The sequence below is a fragment of the Ruthenibacterium lactatiformans genome, assembly GCF_000949455.1.
Classification (GTDB): domain Bacteria; phylum Bacillota; class Clostridia; order Oscillospirales; family Ruminococcaceae; genus Ruthenibacterium; species Ruthenibacterium lactatiformans.
Window position 1 is genome coordinate 79,342 of sequence record NZ_JXXK01000011.1, and the last position, 14,630, is coordinate 93,971.

15 protein-coding genes and 1 tRNA gene are annotated in these 14,630 nt (G+C 58.3%); 9 read left to right on the forward strand and 7 right to left on the reverse strand.

Going from position 1 to position 14,630, the window contains the following annotated elements; genetic code table 11:
• Positions 1 to 107 precede the first annotated feature (107 nt).
• The 5 genes from TQ39_RS09415 (at position 108) to TQ39_RS09435 (ending at position 3,591) form a co-directional block, all read left to right on the forward strand.
• Complete coding sequence (locus TQ39_RS09415) at positions 108 to 968, forward strand: PSP1 domain-containing protein (protein WP_050005353.1); 861 nt, start codon at positions 108 to 110, stop codon at positions 966 to 968.
• Between the two features lie 230 nt (positions 969 to 1,198).
• Positions 1,199 to 1,369, forward strand: a complete 171-nt coding sequence (locus tag TQ39_RS09420) for a DUF362 domain-containing protein (RefSeq protein WP_009323022.1) — start codon at positions 1,199 to 1,201, stop codon at positions 1,367 to 1,369.
• A gap of 178 nt (positions 1,370 to 1,547) precedes the next feature.
• Positions 1,548 to 2,270, forward strand: a complete 723-nt coding sequence (locus TQ39_RS09425) for a tRNA1(Val) (adenine(37)-N6)-methyltransferase (RefSeq protein WP_009323021.1) — start codon at positions 1,548 to 1,550, stop codon at positions 2,268 to 2,270.
• Positions 2,267 to 3,094, forward strand: coding sequence for a 16S rRNA (cytidine(1402)-2'-O)-methyltransferase (gene rsmI / locus TQ39_RS09430; RefSeq protein WP_009323020.1), 828 nt, complete (start codon positions 2,267 to 2,269; stop codon positions 3,092 to 3,094). Before TQ39_RS09425 ends, rsmI begins: the two co-directional genes overlap by 4 nt.
• Before the next feature lie 26 nt (positions 3,095 to 3,120).
• Positions 3,121 to 3,591 carry a metallophosphoesterase family protein gene (locus TQ39_RS09435; protein ID WP_009323019.1) on the forward strand — a complete coding sequence of 157 codons (471 nt, stop codon included), beginning with the start codon at positions 3,121 to 3,123 and terminating at the stop codon, positions 3,589 to 3,591.
• Between the two features lie 184 nt (positions 3,592 to 3,775).
• On the opposite strand, the gene TQ39_RS09440 is transcribed toward TQ39_RS09435, so the two are convergent.
• Together TQ39_RS09440 and cysK are read right to left on the reverse strand one after the other, a co-directional pair.
• Positions 3,776 to 3,964 carry a hypothetical protein gene (locus TQ39_RS09440; RefSeq protein ID WP_009323018.1) on the reverse strand — a complete coding sequence of 63 codons (189 nt, stop codon included), beginning with the start codon at positions 3,962 to 3,964 and terminating at the stop codon, positions 3,776 to 3,778.
• 25 nt (positions 3,965 to 3,989) lie between these two features.
• Positions 3,990 to 4,922 carry a cysteine synthase A gene (cysK, locus tag TQ39_RS09445; RefSeq protein WP_009323017.1) on the reverse strand — a complete coding sequence of 311 codons (933 nt, stop codon included), beginning with the start codon at positions 4,920 to 4,922 and terminating at the stop codon, positions 3,990 to 3,992.
• Positions 4,923 to 5,466: 544 nt separating this feature from the next.
• Here cysK and TQ39_RS09450 point away from each other — a divergent pair.
• Entirely contained in the window at positions 5,467 to 5,922 is a 456-nt protein-coding gene (locus TQ39_RS09450) for a GyrI-like domain-containing protein (protein ID WP_009323015.1), read from the forward strand.
• A gap of 638 nt (positions 5,923 to 6,560) precedes the next feature.
• Positions 6,561 to 6,992, forward strand: a complete 432-nt coding sequence (locus TQ39_RS09455) for an RrF2 family transcriptional regulator (RefSeq protein ID WP_050005354.1) — start codon at positions 6,561 to 6,563, stop codon at positions 6,990 to 6,992.
• Positions 6,993 to 7,003: 11 nt separating this feature from the next.
• On the opposite strand, the gene TQ39_RS09460 is transcribed toward TQ39_RS09455, so the two are convergent.
• The 5 genes from TQ39_RS09460 to aspS all read right to left on the reverse strand — a co-directional run bounded on the left by TQ39_RS09460 (position 7,004) and on the right by aspS (position 11,547).
• Complete coding sequence (locus TQ39_RS09460; RefSeq protein ID WP_050005355.1) at positions 7,004 to 8,335, reverse strand: MATE family efflux transporter; 1,332 nt, start codon at positions 8,333 to 8,335, stop codon at positions 7,004 to 7,006.
• Positions 8,336 to 8,488: 153 nt separating this feature from the next.
• Entirely contained in the window at positions 8,489 to 8,923 is a 435-nt protein-coding gene (locus tag TQ39_RS09465) for a MarR family winged helix-turn-helix transcriptional regulator (protein ID WP_009323012.1), read from the reverse strand.
• Positions 8,924 to 9,179: 256 nt separating this feature from the next.
• A tRNA-Ser gene (locus TQ39_RS09470) sits at positions 9,180 to 9,268 on the reverse strand.
• A gap of 99 nt (positions 9,269 to 9,367) precedes the next feature.
• Positions 9,368 to 10,045: a PAQR family membrane homeostasis protein TrhA gene (trhA, locus tag TQ39_RS09475; RefSeq protein ID WP_050005356.1), complete on the reverse strand. Its 678-nt coding sequence runs from the start codon at positions 10,043 to 10,045 to the stop codon at positions 9,368 to 9,370.
• A 182-nt stretch (positions 10,046 to 10,227) separates the two neighbouring features.
• Complete coding sequence (aspS, locus tag TQ39_RS09480; RefSeq protein ID WP_050005357.1) at positions 10,228 to 11,547, reverse strand: aspartate--tRNA(Asn) ligase; 1,320 nt, start codon at positions 11,545 to 11,547, stop codon at positions 10,228 to 10,230.
• A gap of 513 nt (positions 11,548 to 12,060) precedes the next feature.
• On the opposite strand from aspS, the gene TQ39_RS09485 reads away from it, so the two are divergent.
• Together TQ39_RS09485 and ptsP are read left to right on the forward strand one after the other, a co-directional pair.
• Positions 12,061 to 12,861, forward strand: a complete 801-nt coding sequence (locus TQ39_RS09485; RefSeq protein ID WP_009323009.1) for a GNAT family N-acetyltransferase — start codon at positions 12,061 to 12,063, stop codon at positions 12,859 to 12,861.
• Between the two features lie 105 nt (positions 12,862 to 12,966).
• The gene (gene ptsP / locus TQ39_RS09490; RefSeq protein WP_167541531.1) at positions 12,967 to 14,571 is read left to right on the forward strand and encodes a phosphoenolpyruvate--protein phosphotransferase; all 1,605 of its coding nucleotides are present in this window, start codon (positions 12,967 to 12,969) and stop codon (positions 14,569 to 14,571) included.
• Positions 14,572 to 14,630: the final 59 nt, after the last annotated feature.

The following is a 14,630-nucleotide window of genomic DNA, read 5'->3' on the forward strand; positions in this document are numbered from 1 at the left end:
GCGGATATTTCTTCCCCGCGCCCCCACTCTCTTGATAAAACGCCGCTTCAAATGCCGCGGGCGGCGGAACTGACACCCATTGCAGCGGCGGCGAAAGGAAAGAAGCTATGACAAAAGTGATCGGCGTCCGCTTCAAAGCGAACGGCAAATCCTACTATTTCAGCCCCGGCGATCTGGAACTCCAACAGGGGGACTACGTTATCGTGGAAACGGCCCGGGGAACAGAGTGCGGCGAGGTAGCAAAAGGCCCTCATGACGTGCCGGATTCCAGCATCGTCAAGCCGCTCAAGACGGTCACGCGCATGGCGGACGCCGTGGATGTGCGCCGCATGCAGCAGAACCGCGCGGACGAAAAACGCGCCTTTTCGGTGTGCGAGGAGCGCATTGCCAAGCACAAGCTGGACATGAAGCTGGTGGATGTGGAGTATACGCTGGACCGCAACAAGATCCTGTTCTACTTTACGGCCGACGGACGCATCGACTTCCGTGACCTTGTCAAGGACCTTGCCGGTGTGTTTCGCACGCGCATCGAGCTGCGGCAGATCGGCGTACGGGACGAGAGCAAAATGCTGGGCGGCTTGGGTATTTGCGGCCAGCCGTTCTGCTGCAGCCGTTTTCTGCGGGATTTCCAGCCGGTGTCCATCAAAATGGCCAAGGAACAGGGACTCTCGCTCAATCCGGCCAAAATCAGCGGCAGCTGCGGCCGCCTGATGTGCTGTCTTGCCTACGAGCAGCCGGCATATGAGTATCTGAACAGGATCACTCCGGGCGTGGGGAGCATTGTCAAAACGCCTGAGGGAGTGGGCGCCGTGGTGGAGACCAATGTCATCTCCGGTACCCTGCGCGTGCGGATGGACCCCCCAGCCACCGGCTTCAAAACGTTCCACAAGGACGAATGCCAGTATCTGCGCGGCGGCAAGCGCGCACCCATCGCGCCGGACCCGGAGCCGGAAGAGATCACCGAATGAACGCTTTTGCCCCGCGTAGGTCTGCGTCTGCCGGGCCGCGCGGGGCAAAGCTGTTTCCCGGCGTGTAAAAAGTGCGTGAAAGTGGCCCTGCGCCCCTTGAAAAATCCGCATTTTATGTTAAAATGAGAACACATGGAGGCACAGCCTCTGGCGGCTGCATGCGCTGACCCGCGCCGCTCGCGCACGCTGCCGTAAAAAATTCGATCGCGCGGAGAAGAGGATGGATACTTATGGCTTACAAAATTTCTGACGACTGCATCGCTTGCGGCACCTGCGCTGGCGTGTGCCCGGTTTCTGCGATTTCCGAGGGCGACGGCAAGTATGTCATCGACGCGGACGCCTGCCTGGATTGCGGCACCTGCGCCGGCGAATGCCCGGTTTCCGCTATTTCCGAGGGTTGATTTCCCGGGAAAAGCAGAGCAAAGCAACAAAGAGGCGGGCACCGTGCGTGCCCGCCTTGCTTTTTCCTTATTCAGGCGATTTTGGCCTCTGCATCCGCGAGGGGCCTGAATTTTTGATTTGAGCGGCCTCCTCTACTTGGGCGTGCCGCTGAAACCGATTCGAAAGGAGCCTCCGCCTTTGCAGCAGGAACACCTTGCCAACGGCACACCCGTTTTCATCACGCAAAGCCACCGTTTTGGCCAGGATGCACTGCTGCTGGCTCACTTTTGCCGCGTGCGCCGCGCCGAGGCTGTGTGCGATCTGGGCACCGGCTGCGGGGTCATTCCCCTGCGCTGGCACGACAGAGGGCACCGCGGCCCATGCCTTGCGCTGGATATCGCGCCCGGCGCCGTAGCGCAGCTGCACGCGGCGGTGCAGGCTGCGGAGGCCTGGCATATCACGCCGGTCACAGCAGATCTGCGGGACCTTGCAGGCCTGCACCCATATGCCCAGAGCCGCGATGTCGTGGCCTGCAACCCGCCCTATTTTACAGGTGGGCGCGTCAGTCCGGACGCGGCGCGGGCGGGTGCGCGCCATGAGCTTTCCTGCACGATGCCCGATGTATGCGCGGCTGCGGGTCTGCTGCTGAAAGACGGCGGCAGGCTGTGTGTGTGCCAGCGTCCGGAACGCCTGGCGGATGTGCTGTGCGCAATGCGCGGCGCGCGCATTGAACCCAAGCGCCTGCAATTTGTTATGGCCCGGCCTGAAAAAGCGCCCTGGCTGGTGCTGGTGGAAGGCCAGAAAAACCGCGCGCCGGGCCTGCGCGTGCCGGCCCCGCTCGTTACCGCGCGGGCAGACGGCCGCCCCAGCGCGGCCATGCTGGAAATTTACGGAACAGAACCGAAAAAGGAGGCCCCATGAGCGGCACTTTGTATATCGTGGCAACGCCCATCGGAAATTTGGGCGACCTTACCCCGCGCGCGGCGGAAACCTTTGCAAAAGCGGATTTTATTGCCGCCGAAGACACCCGTGTGACGCTGAAGCTGCTGAACCACCTGGGCCTGAAAAAGCCGATGGTGAGCTATTATGAGCACAATCTGAAAGAGCGGGGCGGTTATATTCTGGACCGCATCGAGGCCGGGGAATCCTGCGCGCTGTGCAGCGACGCGGGTATGCCCGCCGTTTCCGACCCCGGGGAGGTCATCGTGCGGGACGCACACGCCCGGGGCATTCCCGTAGTGCCCGTGCCCGCGGCCAGCGCCGCTGTCACGGCGCTGTGCGTTTCCGGGCAGCCGACGGGTCGGTTTGTGTTCGAAGGTTTTCTGCCTACCAACCGCCGTCAGAAAAAGGAGCGGCTGGCCGCACTGCAAAACGAGGAGCGCACCGTGATTTTTTACGAGGCACCGCATAAACTGCCCACGACTTTACAAGACTTGGAGCAGGCGTTCGGACCGGAGCGGAGCCTGACCATCTGCCGGGAGCTTACAAAGCTGCACGAGGAGATCCGTGTCACCACCGTGGGGGACGCCAGCGCTTACTATAAAGAAAACCCGCCCCGGGGCGAGTTTGTGCTGGTGATGGCCGGCGCACAGCCATGCCCTGCGCAGGAACTGACGCTGGACGACGCCGTCGGCCTGGCGCGAAAACAGATGGCCGCGGGCCAGAGCGCCACGGCGGCGGCAAAATATGCCGCTGCGCACAGTGCATTTTCCAAGAGCGAAATTTACCGCCGCTGCCTGGAGTAAGGCGCGGCCTGAAAGGCGGAAAGCATATGAAGCTGCTGGTCGTTTCCGACGTCCACGGAGATTTGGACGCGCTGGAACGCGCGGTGGATGCCGAAGCGGATGCAGACGCCGTTATTTTTTTGGGAGACGGTCTGCGGGAAGCGGAGGACCTGCAGGATATGCGCCCGGAGCTGAAGATTTACAGCGTGCGGGGCAACTGCGATTATGCCTCCTTTGCCCCGCCGGACGGGCTGGCCGCTTTCGGCGGTGTGTTATTTTATTATACACATGGTAATTTATATAATGTAAAAAACGAACTGGATACACTTGCTGATGCGGCACGTGCACGCGGTGCGGACGCAGCGCTTTATGGACATACCCACTGTGCTGGCTGCGAGGAGCGGAGCGGTGTGGTGCTTTTCAACCCCGGCGCGCTTTCCCGGGTGCAGGGGCGCGGCAGCTATGGTGTGGTCATGGTGGAAAACGGCGCGCCGCGTTTTGAGCACAGACGGGTTTGATACGCGCCTGTCCCGAGATAAAGGAGAGCGACAACTGTAAAAAAACCCGCCGCCCGCGCAGCCCTCATAAGAGGGAATCCGCGGGCGCGGTTTTTTGATTGTTCCGTAATGCTTACCCGGTTGGACGCGGGACGGCATGCAAGGCCTGAAAAAACGACCTCGATGACCGTGGCGGGATGTACGATCAGAGCAGATAGCGAAAAATTTCATCCCGCTGCTCGTATTCACACAGCACAGAAAGGCCGAAGCAGAATACACGCTGTGCTTCCGACAACGGGCTTGGCAGCGGCGCGTCCTCCAATGCACAGCGCGCCAGCGCATCCCGCTGGGCCGGGGTGAGCAGAGCTTCCGCTTCCTCAAACGTCATAGCCATATATGCTCATCCTTTCCGGCAGCGTTCAGTCGGCGAACAGCGGTGTGGAAAGATAGCGGTCGCCGGTGTCGGGCAGCAGTGCCACGATGGTCTTGCCCGCGTTTTCCGGCCGTTTGGCCAGCTGAATGGCGGTCCAGACAGCCGCGCCCGAGGAGATGCCCACCAGCACGCCCTCCAGACGGCCCACCAGACGGCCTGCGGAAAAGGCGTCCTCATTCTCCACGGGTATGACCTCGTCATAAATATGAGTGTCCAGAACTTCGGGCACAAAACCTGCACCGATGCCCTGGATCTTGTGCGGCCCGGCTGTGCCCTTGCTCAGCACCGGAGAGGCCGCAGGCTCCACGGCTATTACGCGGATGGCAGGGTCCTGCGCCTTGAGATAAGCGCCCACGCCGGTGACGGTGCCGCCCGTGCCCACGCCTGCGATAAAGATATCGACCTTCCCGTCGGTATCGGCCCAAATTTCCGGCCCCGTGGTGGCTTTGTGTACAGCGGGGTTGGCCGGGTTGACGAACTGCCCGGGGATAAAACTGTCCGGAATCTCTTTGGCCAGATCTTCCGCCTTGGCGATGGCGCCTTTCATGCCCAACGCACCCTCGGTGAGCACCAGCTCTGCACCGTAAGCCTTCATCAGCTGGCGGCGCTCAACGCTCATGGTGTCAGGCATGACGATGATGATTCGGTAACCCCGCGCGGCTGCCACAGAGGCAAGGCCGATGCCGGTGTTGCCGGAGGTGGGTTCGATAATGACGGAACCGGGCTTCAGCAGGCCGCGGGCTTCCCCGTCGTCGATCATGGCTTTGGCGATGCGGTCTTTCACGGAACCGGCCGGGTTAAAATATTCCAGCTTGGCAAGGATGCGGGCCTTCAGCCTGTGTTCCCGTTCAATGTGGGACAGCTCCAACAGCGGTGTTGCCCCGATCAGCTGGTCAGCGGATGTATAGATACGGCTCATAAAAATTTCCTCCCTGAATGATGTGCTTGTATGTTCCGGCAAAGCCGGGCGGAAAGGGCTGTCAGCAACAACGCCAGCACAGGCACAGCCGCCCCGGCGGCTGTGTGCGGAAAGGATCTGAGGTGTGAGGCTTCATAAATACCAACCTTTCAGATAGGTTTATAGGGATTATAACCCGAACCGGTCCGCTTGTCAAGGAGAAAGCAGGAAGTTTTTGCCGAGGTCTGCAGTTGAATTCCTATTAACCCAACAGTATAATAGGTTTATATGTGGAAATCTAAAAAATAGCTTTTGGTGGGTCTTGGACTATATGGGCAGTCCTCGGCCATTGAGATAAGTTTTTTATTGCAGAGAAATAAAAAAACAGGGTTTGAACTTTTGCTATCGAAAAGTTTTAAAACATAAATACCCTTGCAAATACTGGTTTTTGTGTATCAAGACACTTAAAATTACAATGACTTTGGCACTTTGGCGTCCCCGGAGTTGCCCGAATTTCTTAGGGCAATAAAAGGCACCAACTTTAAATTTATCGAGGAGGCGAACAATGATTAAAGTAATAAAAAAAGCGTTTGTTGTCATTGGGAAAGAGGGTTCAACGCTAGACGGCGCGGGCTTTATTCAGAAATTGTGGGATGATGCAAACGGTCACTTCAGTGAAGTAGCACATCTGGCGAAGAAAGATACAAACGGAAATATTGTGGGAATATGGGGGGCCATGTCCGATGGTTCTCACGCATTTAATGCTTGGGAAGATGGCTTTAGCAAAGGCTTGTATCTGGCGGGAGTGGAATGTGTTGATAATGCAGAAGCACCGGCTGGATGGACAAAATGGATAATACCAGGTTATGAGTATATAGTTGTTGAAAACCATAATGGAGCGTTTGAAGATACCATTAAACAAATGAATGAGGAAGGTATGTCGCTGGTCGGAGCAGTTCACGACTATACCGATCCAGCAACGGGAAAGGGTTATATGTATTTTCCGATAAGAGAAATTTAATAAATTTGTATTTGTATACTGTCATAGATGAAAACGAGTGATTTTTACGGGAAGGGTGCCCCTTTCCACTGCTTGCTACGGGATTTTTCGCAAAGGAACAGAAAGGAAATGATAATCTCAAGGCAGGGTCTTTTCTTTGATATATTGCGCAGCTAAATGGCGTTTTCAGGGGGACATGTATAAGCATTTTACCCCATCGGTTTTATTGCCGGTACTGTTTTTATGGCAAGGTTTTTGAACTTCGAATGCGTAACCATAATGGTGTACAAAGTTATCCTAAATTGCCTTTGCAGGCGTGATTGCATCCCTGTGCCTGTTCTGTATCATCTTAGCTGTAGTGTTAAAATGGTATCCAACTCTACAAAACCAACCTATACGGCGATGTGAGAAGGTACAAGCGGAAATGGGAAAACGGTTGAAAATGCAGGCAGTTTCCGCACCTCAATAAAACTCGCAAGATGTTATAAGACAATTTCCGTCTATACAATCCATAAAAAATAGCCGCAGGCTGTTTTTAGGCTTTGCGGGACGTCCCCGGCCCGCGGTCAGTAAGATAAGCTTTTTATTGCGGAGCAATAAAAAGGCCGTGGGAAAGGGCCCGCGGCAGAGGAAACAAAAAGAAACGGAGGAACGGCTGTATGATGGTGTCCACCAAGGGGCGCTATGCGCTGCGTGTTATGATTGACCTGGCCGAGCACCAGGCAGAGGGATATATCCCTCTCAAAGCTATTGCCCGGCGTCAGGATATCTCGGAAAAATATCTGGAGAGCATTCTCAAAAGTCTGGTGCAGAGCCAGTTTCTGACAGGCGTGCGCGGAAAGGGCGGGGGCTACCGGCTGACAAGGTCGCCCGAGCAGTATACCGTGGGAAGCATTCTGCGGCTTACGGAGGGCAGCCTGGCCCCCGTGGCCTGCCTGGAACAGGAGCCGGTGGAATGTCCGCGCAGGGCCGAATGCCGCACGCTGCCCATGTGGCGGAAGCTGAACGCGCTGGTGCAGGATTATCTGGACGGCGTCACGCTGGCAGATTTGACAGCCGAGGCCCAGTCCGCCGACCATTATGTGATTTGACCCGGCTCCGTTCAGGCATAGCGGTATTTTCCCCTTTTTCGCCACAGAAACCAGGCGCTCACCGCCAGAGCCAGAAGTTCGGCCACAACGATGGCGAGCCAGATGCCGTCCGTCCCCATGAGAGCGGGCAGCACCAGAACCACGGCTGTCTGGAACACCAGCGTGCGCAGGAACGAGATAACGGCGGAAACAAAGCCGTCGTTCAGCGCTGTAAAGAAGCCGGAGCTGAAAATGTTGAAGCCTGTGAGCAGGAACGAAAGCGAATACAAACGAAAGCCGCGGCAGGTCATCGCCAGCAGCGCCGCATCATAGCCCACGAATATCTTTGTCAGCGGAAGAGCCAGTGCCTCGGCGGCTACAGTCAGTGCCACTCCGGCCGCGCCCACCAGCAGCAGGCTTTTGCGGAACAGGCTTTTCAGCTCCGTGCTGTTCCCCGCTCCATGATGGTATCCCACCACGGGCGCGCTGCCGATGGAATAACCGATGAAAATGGCAATGAAAATAAAGTTGACGTACATGATGACGCCATAGGCGGCAATGCCGTCCTCCCCCGCCAGCTGCATGAGCTGAAAATTGTACAGCACTGTCACCAGTGAAGAAGAGAGGTTGGTCATCAGCTCCGACGAGCCATTGGTGCAGGCTTTCAGCAATGCACGGCTGTCCAGCTTCGTTTTTCCAAGCCGCAAAAGGCTGCGGTTGGGCCGGGCAAAATACAGCAGCGGTACGCCGCCGCCCACAAACTGGCTGGCGGCCGTGGCAATGGCAGCGCCCGCCACGCCCCAGCGGAACACGGCGATGAACAAAAAGTCCAGTATGATATTGGTAAGCCCCGCGGCCACGGTAACGCCCAGGCCAAAATGGGGCTTTTCTGCTGTGATGAGAAAGCTCTGGAACACATTTTGCAGCATGAACATCGTCTGGCCCGCCAGCAGGATTCCGCCGTAAACGACGCAGTCCTCCAGCATGGCACCCTGTGCGCCCAAAAGCACGGCGATGGGGCGCAGGAACAGCAGCCCCAGCACGGAAAAAACGATGCCTCCACCGATGGTCACATAGACAAGCATGGAAAAGTAACGCTGGGCCCGGCCGCTGTCCCCTTCACCAAGGGTACGGGCCACAAGAGCGCTGCCGCCGGTGCCGATCATGAAGCCAAGCGCGCCCAGGATCATCAGCAGAGGGAAAATCAGGTTCACGGCCGCAAAAGCCGTTTTGCCCACAAAATTGCTCACAAACAGGCCGTCCACAACGCCGTAAACGGAGGTAAAGATCATCATGACGATGGACGGCGCCACAAAGCGCAGCAGCTTTCCCGTGGTGAAGTGGTCGGATAATTGGATCTTCATAGTATGCTACTCCTTGAAACGGTTGGGATAAATGTGCCGCGCGCATGTCCGCGCGGCAGAAAAATTGCGCCCGGATTTCCAAAACCGAGCGCACTCGTCATCTTCTCCGGCTGTATGGCTGCGGCCATACGCCCTCCGATGGGATATGGAAATTTACAGGATGCGTCCGGCCTCTGCCCGCAGGCGGGCAAGATAGGCGTGCGTCAGACGCAGAAGGGCCTGCTGGTCCTCCTGCGGCATGCCGGAAAACGCGCGTTCCTCCATGGCGGCCACAGGGGCGGCTTTTTCTTCCACCAGCCTGCGGCCCTCCGGCGTCAGGCAGATGTGCATGTCTCTGCCCCGTCCGGGCTGAAGATACAGATAGCCATCCTGTTCCAGCCTGCGGATGGAGGAATTGATGGTCTGCTTGCTGATGTAGGACAGATCGCAGATATCCCGCTGCAGGCAGCCGTCGCCCAGAAGATAAAGCGCATACAGAATGATGGAGGCGCTGTCGGAAAGCCCCTGCCGCAGTGCAAGATTGTGGTAAAGATCGTCCAGCTCTTTGTAAAGCCGGTTGAATTCCCGTATTCCGGGGCCCTGTCCCATATGCATGCCTCCCATATCCGATTTCGGACTCAATGCGTTTATTATAGTCCGATTTCATACTTAAGTCAAGGCTCTCAAGCAAAAAGGGATAAAAACAGTCGGCGCAGCTACTATTTTTTACGCGCATCCGGGCACTTTGTGCCCGGGCGCCTGAGATCTTAAGGCCGTGGGACGGAGGGCCCACATGGCCGCTTTTTATAGCTTGCTGTGCAAAGCTATAAAAAAGCAGCCGGCCGGAAGATCCGGCCGGCTGTTCTGGCGCAGCGGGAGGGATTCGAACCCTCGTGCGATTGCTCGCAAACTGATTTCGAGTCAGCCCCGTTATGACCACTTCGATACCGCTGCAAATGCTGCGCTGCAAATAAATCTGCTCACAGCCCAATTATTATACCAAAAAGGCCGATGGCAGTCAATGCTTATGCGCGGCTTTGCAACGGTTGTGTGTCAGGCATACGCCCGGGGCAGCACATACAGCAAAATACACAGATAATGCAGAACACTGCCCAGCAGCACGAACAGGTGCCATACGCCGTGCATGTAATGCACACGCCCTTTTTTATGCCAGGTGTAGAATACGATGCCGCCCGTATAGCTTACGCCTCCCAGCAGCAGAAGCCAGAATCCGGCGGACGGCAGTGCGCGTACCACATCCCCCACTGCAAATACAACGGCCCATCCCATGGCGATGTACAGCAGCATGGAGAACTTTTCAAACCGCTCCACACTGACGGCATTGAGCGTGACGCCCAGAAGGGCGGCGGCCCACACTACGCCGCAGATGACCGGGCCCTTCCAGGTGCCGTCCAAAAGGATAAGCGTGAACGGCGTATAACTGCCCGCAATGAGCAGGTAAATGGATGAGTGGTCGAACACGCGAAACAGGCGTTTCACGCCCTCGAACGGGAATGCATGGTACAGAGTGCTCATGGTATATAAAACCACCAGTGAAAGCCCGTATACAAGGCAGATGAGCACTGTCCGCCAATTGGCCAAAGCAGCGGCCAGCGCCACAAGCGCCCCGGTGCCCCCGATGGCCAGCACACTGCCCGCTCCGTGGCTGACCGCATTGAAGATCTCCTCGCCTTTTGTGTAGAACCCGGCTGGGTTTTGCTTTTGATGCATCGCGACAGCTCCCCTCTTGTGTGAATATTATTATACGCTGTTTTTAATATAAAATAAAGAGGTTTTAGAAAATATATAATATAGTTTTAAAAAACAGATTATTCCCAAAAAACTGCCGCCCGAAAACCGGGCGGCGGTATTTTTAGGCGGCAAAGCGGCGGTAAAAACAGCCGGCCGCCATGTCAGGGCACAAGATGATTGATGTCCCGGGGGAACAGACTGGCGTCGCGAATATTGGACAGCCCGCACAGCTTCATGGTCAGGCGCTCCAGCCCGATGCCCAGGCCGCCATGGGGCGGCAGGCCGCAGCGGTGTACGCCGATATAGCTTTCAAATTGAGCAGGGTCCAATCCGCGGGCCTGCATCTTGGCCACCTGCGCGTCATAATCGTGGATGCGCTGGCCGCCTGTCGTCACCTCCAGCCCGCGGAACAGCAGGTCGAAGCTGAGCGTTTCCCTGGGGTTGTGCGGGTCGTCCATCACATAGAACGGACGTTTGGCCGTGGGAAAATGCGTCACGAACACGAATTCGCCCAGCCCCTTTTCCCTGTAATACTCGAACAGCAGCACTTCGTCCTCGGGCGTGAGGTCGTTCCGGTTTTTGCCGCCGCCGAGCGTTTTCAACAAAGCCAGTGCGTCTGCGAACCGGATACAGGGAATTGCGCCGATCCGGGGCACATCAACGTCCAGCAGCGCGATCTCCGGCGCGCAGTGTTCTTTCACATAGGCCATGGTGTGCTGCAGCATGGCGGTCTCCATCTGCATCACGTCCTCCATGCCGTCGATGTATCCCATCTCAAAGTCCAGGCCTGTGTATTCGTTCAGATGGCGGCTGGTGTTGTGCAGCTCCGCCCGATAGACGGCTCCCACTTCAAACACGCGGTCGAAAAAAGCGACACAGGTCTGTTTGTACATCTGCGGGCTCTGCGCCAGCGTGGCGGGCATGCCGAAGTAGTCCAGCTCGAACACTTCTGCGCCGCCCTCGGCACCGATGCCCGTGATCTTCGGAGTATGGATCTCAGTAAAATCCTGGGAAAGCATGAACTCCCGGAAGCCGCAGGCGAGAGCCTGCTGGATGCGGAATACCGCGCGTTCCCTGGGATGACGCAGCGCCACGGTGCGGTACTCCATTTTGGTGCCCAGCGTGGCCTTCAGCTCTTTATCGGCCAGGTTCAGCGGCAGCGGCGAAGCCGGACGGGACAGAACGGTGAAGCCGTGGAGCAGCAGCTCCACGCCGTTTTCAGCGCGGGGTTCGGCGCGCAGCAGGCCCGTTGCGCGGACACAGTCGCCTGCGGAAAGCTGGCTCAGATTATTATCCGGACACACCTCCTTGTCGTACACGGACTGAATGAGATAACGCCCGGTGCGCAGCACCACGAATGCGATGCCGCCAAGCTCCCGGATGTTGTGAACGCACGCCTTGAGGGTGATTTCCTGCCCGGCGGCGGCCAGCAGCTCTGCGGGGGACGGACTGTGCCAGATTTGATCGCCTTTGATCTCCATGACTTACACCACCTTTTCTTTTCGTTTTGTAAAAGCCATAATTCTTCCGGCAGGCCGGAAAAATTATTTTAATATTTTAGCAAGATGAAGTGAAAATAGCAATATTTTTGATGGATTTTTTTTACAGAAAAACGCATTTTTTACCAATTGAACAAAAAAACGAAAAAACAACGCCGCAATCCCGCTCAATGCGGATTTCCGGGTATGCGCAAAATGTGCTATACTAATAAAAAATAGCAGCACAGCTGCTGGTTTTTACGCGCATCCGGACACTTTGTGCCCGGGCGCTTGAGATCTTAAGGCCGTGGGCCGGGACAGTCCACATGGCCGCTTTTTATAGCTTTGCATAGAAAAGCTATAAAAAGAGCTGCAGATCATTCCCGGCCATACGGGTTGTTCTCGGCTTATAGTCGTTAAGAAGGGCCTTTTATTGCGGAGCAAAAAGGGGCGGCATGCCGCGGGAGAGGGCGACCGCCGCGCCCGGAAGACAATGTAGAGAAGGAGTGGAAAGGAATGGAAAAACTGACGGAGCAGAACCGGGCCGAGGTAGAGGCATATATCTCTGCCGAACCGGAATACAATGTATTTGTGCAAGGCGACCTTGAAAATTACGGCTTTGAATCGAAAACGGTGGAGATCTTCGGCACACGTGCTGCGGACGGCGCGCTTTGCGCGCTGCTGCTGCGGTATTTCAACAATTACTGTCTGTGCATGAGCGGGACAGCGCCGGTGGAGGAGCTGGCGGCGTTTCTGCAAGCCCGCGGGGCGCAGTATCTTTCGGGCAAGGAAGCAGATGTGGCCGCTTTGGCCGCACGCATGCCCGGCTGGAAGCTGCGCGGAACGAATCTGGCGCGCATGGACCGCCTGGCCGGCGGCGCGGCACTGCCGGAGGGCTTTTCTCTGCGGATGCTCGGGCCGCAGGATGCGCAGGCAGTGATCGGGCTGGAAGTACAGATCGATGAATTTGCCGACAGCTTCCGCGGTGTGGACCGGGAGGAAAAGGTGGAGGAATGCCGGGAAAACCTGACGCGCGGCGGCCATGCCTTCGGTGTGTACGATGGGGACAGGCTGGTGGCGCTGGCAGAGACGACTGCGGAAAACAGCGTTTCGGCCATGGTCGTCGGTGTGGCGACGCTGCCGGGATGGCGCGGGAGAGGCTTTGCCCGTGCCTGTGTGCACGCGGCCGCGGCCCACAGTTTTGCCGCCGGGCGGCGGTACCTGTGCCTGTTCTACGACAACCCCGCGGCGGGGCGCATCTATCACGCGCTGGGCTTTGCCGATGTGGGGCGTTTTGGTATGGCAATGCCCGAATAAAAAGAACAAAAACCGATTTTCAAGGGACGCGAACCATTGGAGCAGGAAGAGGACGGCGGCGGGGCGGCTTGTAGCCTCTGCCGCGAAACCGGGAGGTGCGCGGATTTGAAGTATATCACGGCAGTGCCGGCCTCGGCGGGGCTGGCGGTGGGGACGGTGCGGTATTTGCGCCATACGCAAAGCGGGCTGGGGCGCGCGGTGCGGTCCCCCAAGGAGGAGCAGGAGGCGTTTGAAAACGCGGTGCGGGAGGCGCAGGACCAGCTCATCCGGCTGGAGCGGCGCGCCGCCGCACAGGACAGGGATATTTTTATGGTGCAGCGGGTGCTGCTGGAGGACGAGGGCCTTCGGCAGGAGGTGGCGTCCTATATCCGGGTGGGCGCGGGTGCGGCGGCGTCGGTGGAGCGCGCGGCGGGCATTTTTGCGGGCCGCATTCGTGCACTGGAGGACCCGTACATGCGCGAGCGTGCCTGCGATATCCTGGACGCGTGCCGCCGGGTCGTCAAGGTACTGGACGGCCAGCCCCACGAGACGCTGCGCCTGACAGGCCCGGCCATTTTGGTGGCTGAGGAGCTGTATCCCACGGATATCGTCACGCTGGACCGCAGCCTGGTGCTGGGGTTTATCACCAGTGCGGGTTCCCCCAATGCCCACGCGGCCATCATCGCCCGCACCATGGGTATCCCTGCCGCGGTGATGGCGGGGCCGGAGCTGCTGGAGGGCTGTGACGGCCGCACGCTGGCGCTGAACGGAGACACCGGCGAAGCGTATCTGGACCCGGATGAGGCCACGAAAACACGCTTTGCCCACAAACTGCGCCTGCAGCGGCGGCACACGCTCTCGCAGGAGCGGCTGCGGGCAGTGCCGTGCACCACAAAGGACGGCACGCGCATCTCGCTGATGGCGGACTGCGCGTCGGTGGAGGACGTGCGTACGGCTGTGGAGACGGGCGCGGACGGCGTGGGCCTGCTGCTGAGCGAATACCTGCTGCTGGCCGGGCGCGTGAACGGCGAGGAGGAGCAGTACGGCTTCTATACTGCCTGTCTGGCGGCGGCGCAGGGCAGGCCCGTTACCATCTGTACCTTTGACGTGGCGCCGGATAAGACGGGGACGGAATTTCCACGGGAGGAAGAAGCAAATCCCGCGATGGGGCTGTGCGGCGTGCGCTACTGCCTGGCGCATCCGGATTTTTTTGAAACGCAGCTTCGGGCGCTGCTGCGCGCCGGGCTGGCGGGAAATCTGCGCATCCTGCTGCCCATGGTCTCTACGCGGGATGAGTTCGAGCATGCTCTGGACGCTGTTTACCGCGCCAAATGCGCGCTTCGGGAGCGGGGCGTACCCTTTGCCGAAACGGTTCCCGTGGGTGCGTTTATCGAAACGCCCGCCGCGGCGCTGACAGCCGGGGACCTGGCGCGCCGCGCCGCGTTTTTCAATGTGGGCACCAACAATCTCATCCAGTATACATATGCGGCCGACCGTGTGAACCCCCAGGTGCGGGCCTATCTGCCCGCTGCCTCCCCCGCCGTATACCGGCTTGTACGGTTCGCCGTGGAGGCCGCGGCCGAAGCACGCATCCCGCTGTGCCTGTGCGGCGAGGGCGCGGCGCAGCCCGCGCTGGCCGAGGCCTATGCCCGCCTGGGCGTGCGCGCCTTTTCCCTGCCCGCGCGGGAGCTGCTGGAGGTAAAGGAGTACCTGATGGGCGTCACGCTGTAACAGGGCGTTCTGCCGGGGATAAGCGGCGGATGAACTTTGCGGGACACGGCGACACAGGC

Excerpts from the sequence above, each read along its gene's own strand:
- TQ39_RS09415 (WP_050005353.1), top strand. The coding sequence starts at position 108 with ATGACAAAAGTGATCGGCGTCCGCTTCAAAGCGAACGGCAAATCCTAC.
- TQ39_RS09420 (WP_009323022.1), top strand. The coding sequence starts at position 1,199 with ATGGCTTACAAAATTTCTGACGACTGCATCGCTTGCGGCACCTGCGCT.
- rsmI (WP_009323020.1), top strand. The coding sequence starts at position 2,267 with ATGAGCGGCACTTTGTATATCGTGGCAACGCCCATCGGAAATTTGGGC.
- TQ39_RS09435 (WP_009323019.1), top strand. The coding sequence starts at position 3,121 with ATGAAGCTGCTGGTCGTTTCCGACGTCCACGGAGATTTGGACGCGCTG.
- TQ39_RS09440 (WP_009323018.1), bottom strand. The coding sequence starts at position 3,964 with ATGGCTATGACGTTTGAGGAAGCGGAAGCTCTGCTCACCCCGGCCCAG.
- cysK (WP_009323017.1), bottom strand. The coding sequence starts at position 4,922 with ATGAGCCGTATCTATACATCCGCTGACCAGCTGATCGGGGCAACACCG.
- TQ39_RS09450 (WP_009323015.1), top strand. The coding sequence starts at position 5,467 with ATGATTAAAGTAATAAAAAAAGCGTTTGTTGTCATTGGGAAAGAGGGT.
- TQ39_RS09455 (WP_050005354.1), top strand. The coding sequence starts at position 6,561 with ATGATGGTGTCCACCAAGGGGCGCTATGCGCTGCGTGTTATGATTGAC.
- TQ39_RS09460 (WP_050005355.1), bottom strand. The coding sequence starts at position 8,335 with ATGAAGATCCAATTATCCGACCACTTCACCACGGGAAAGCTGCTGCGC.
- TQ39_RS09465 (WP_009323012.1), bottom strand. The coding sequence starts at position 8,923 with ATGGGACAGGGCCCCGGAATACGGGAATTCAACCGGCTTTACAAAGAG.
- trhA (WP_050005356.1), bottom strand. The coding sequence starts at position 10,045 with ATGCATCAAAAGCAAAACCCAGCCGGGTTCTACACAAAAGGCGAGGAG.
- aspS (WP_050005357.1), bottom strand. The coding sequence starts at position 11,547 with ATGGAGATCAAAGGCGATCAAATCTGGCACAGTCCGTCCCCCGCAGAG.
- TQ39_RS09485 (WP_009323009.1), top strand. The coding sequence starts at position 12,061 with ATGGAAAAACTGACGGAGCAGAACCGGGCCGAGGTAGAGGCATATATC.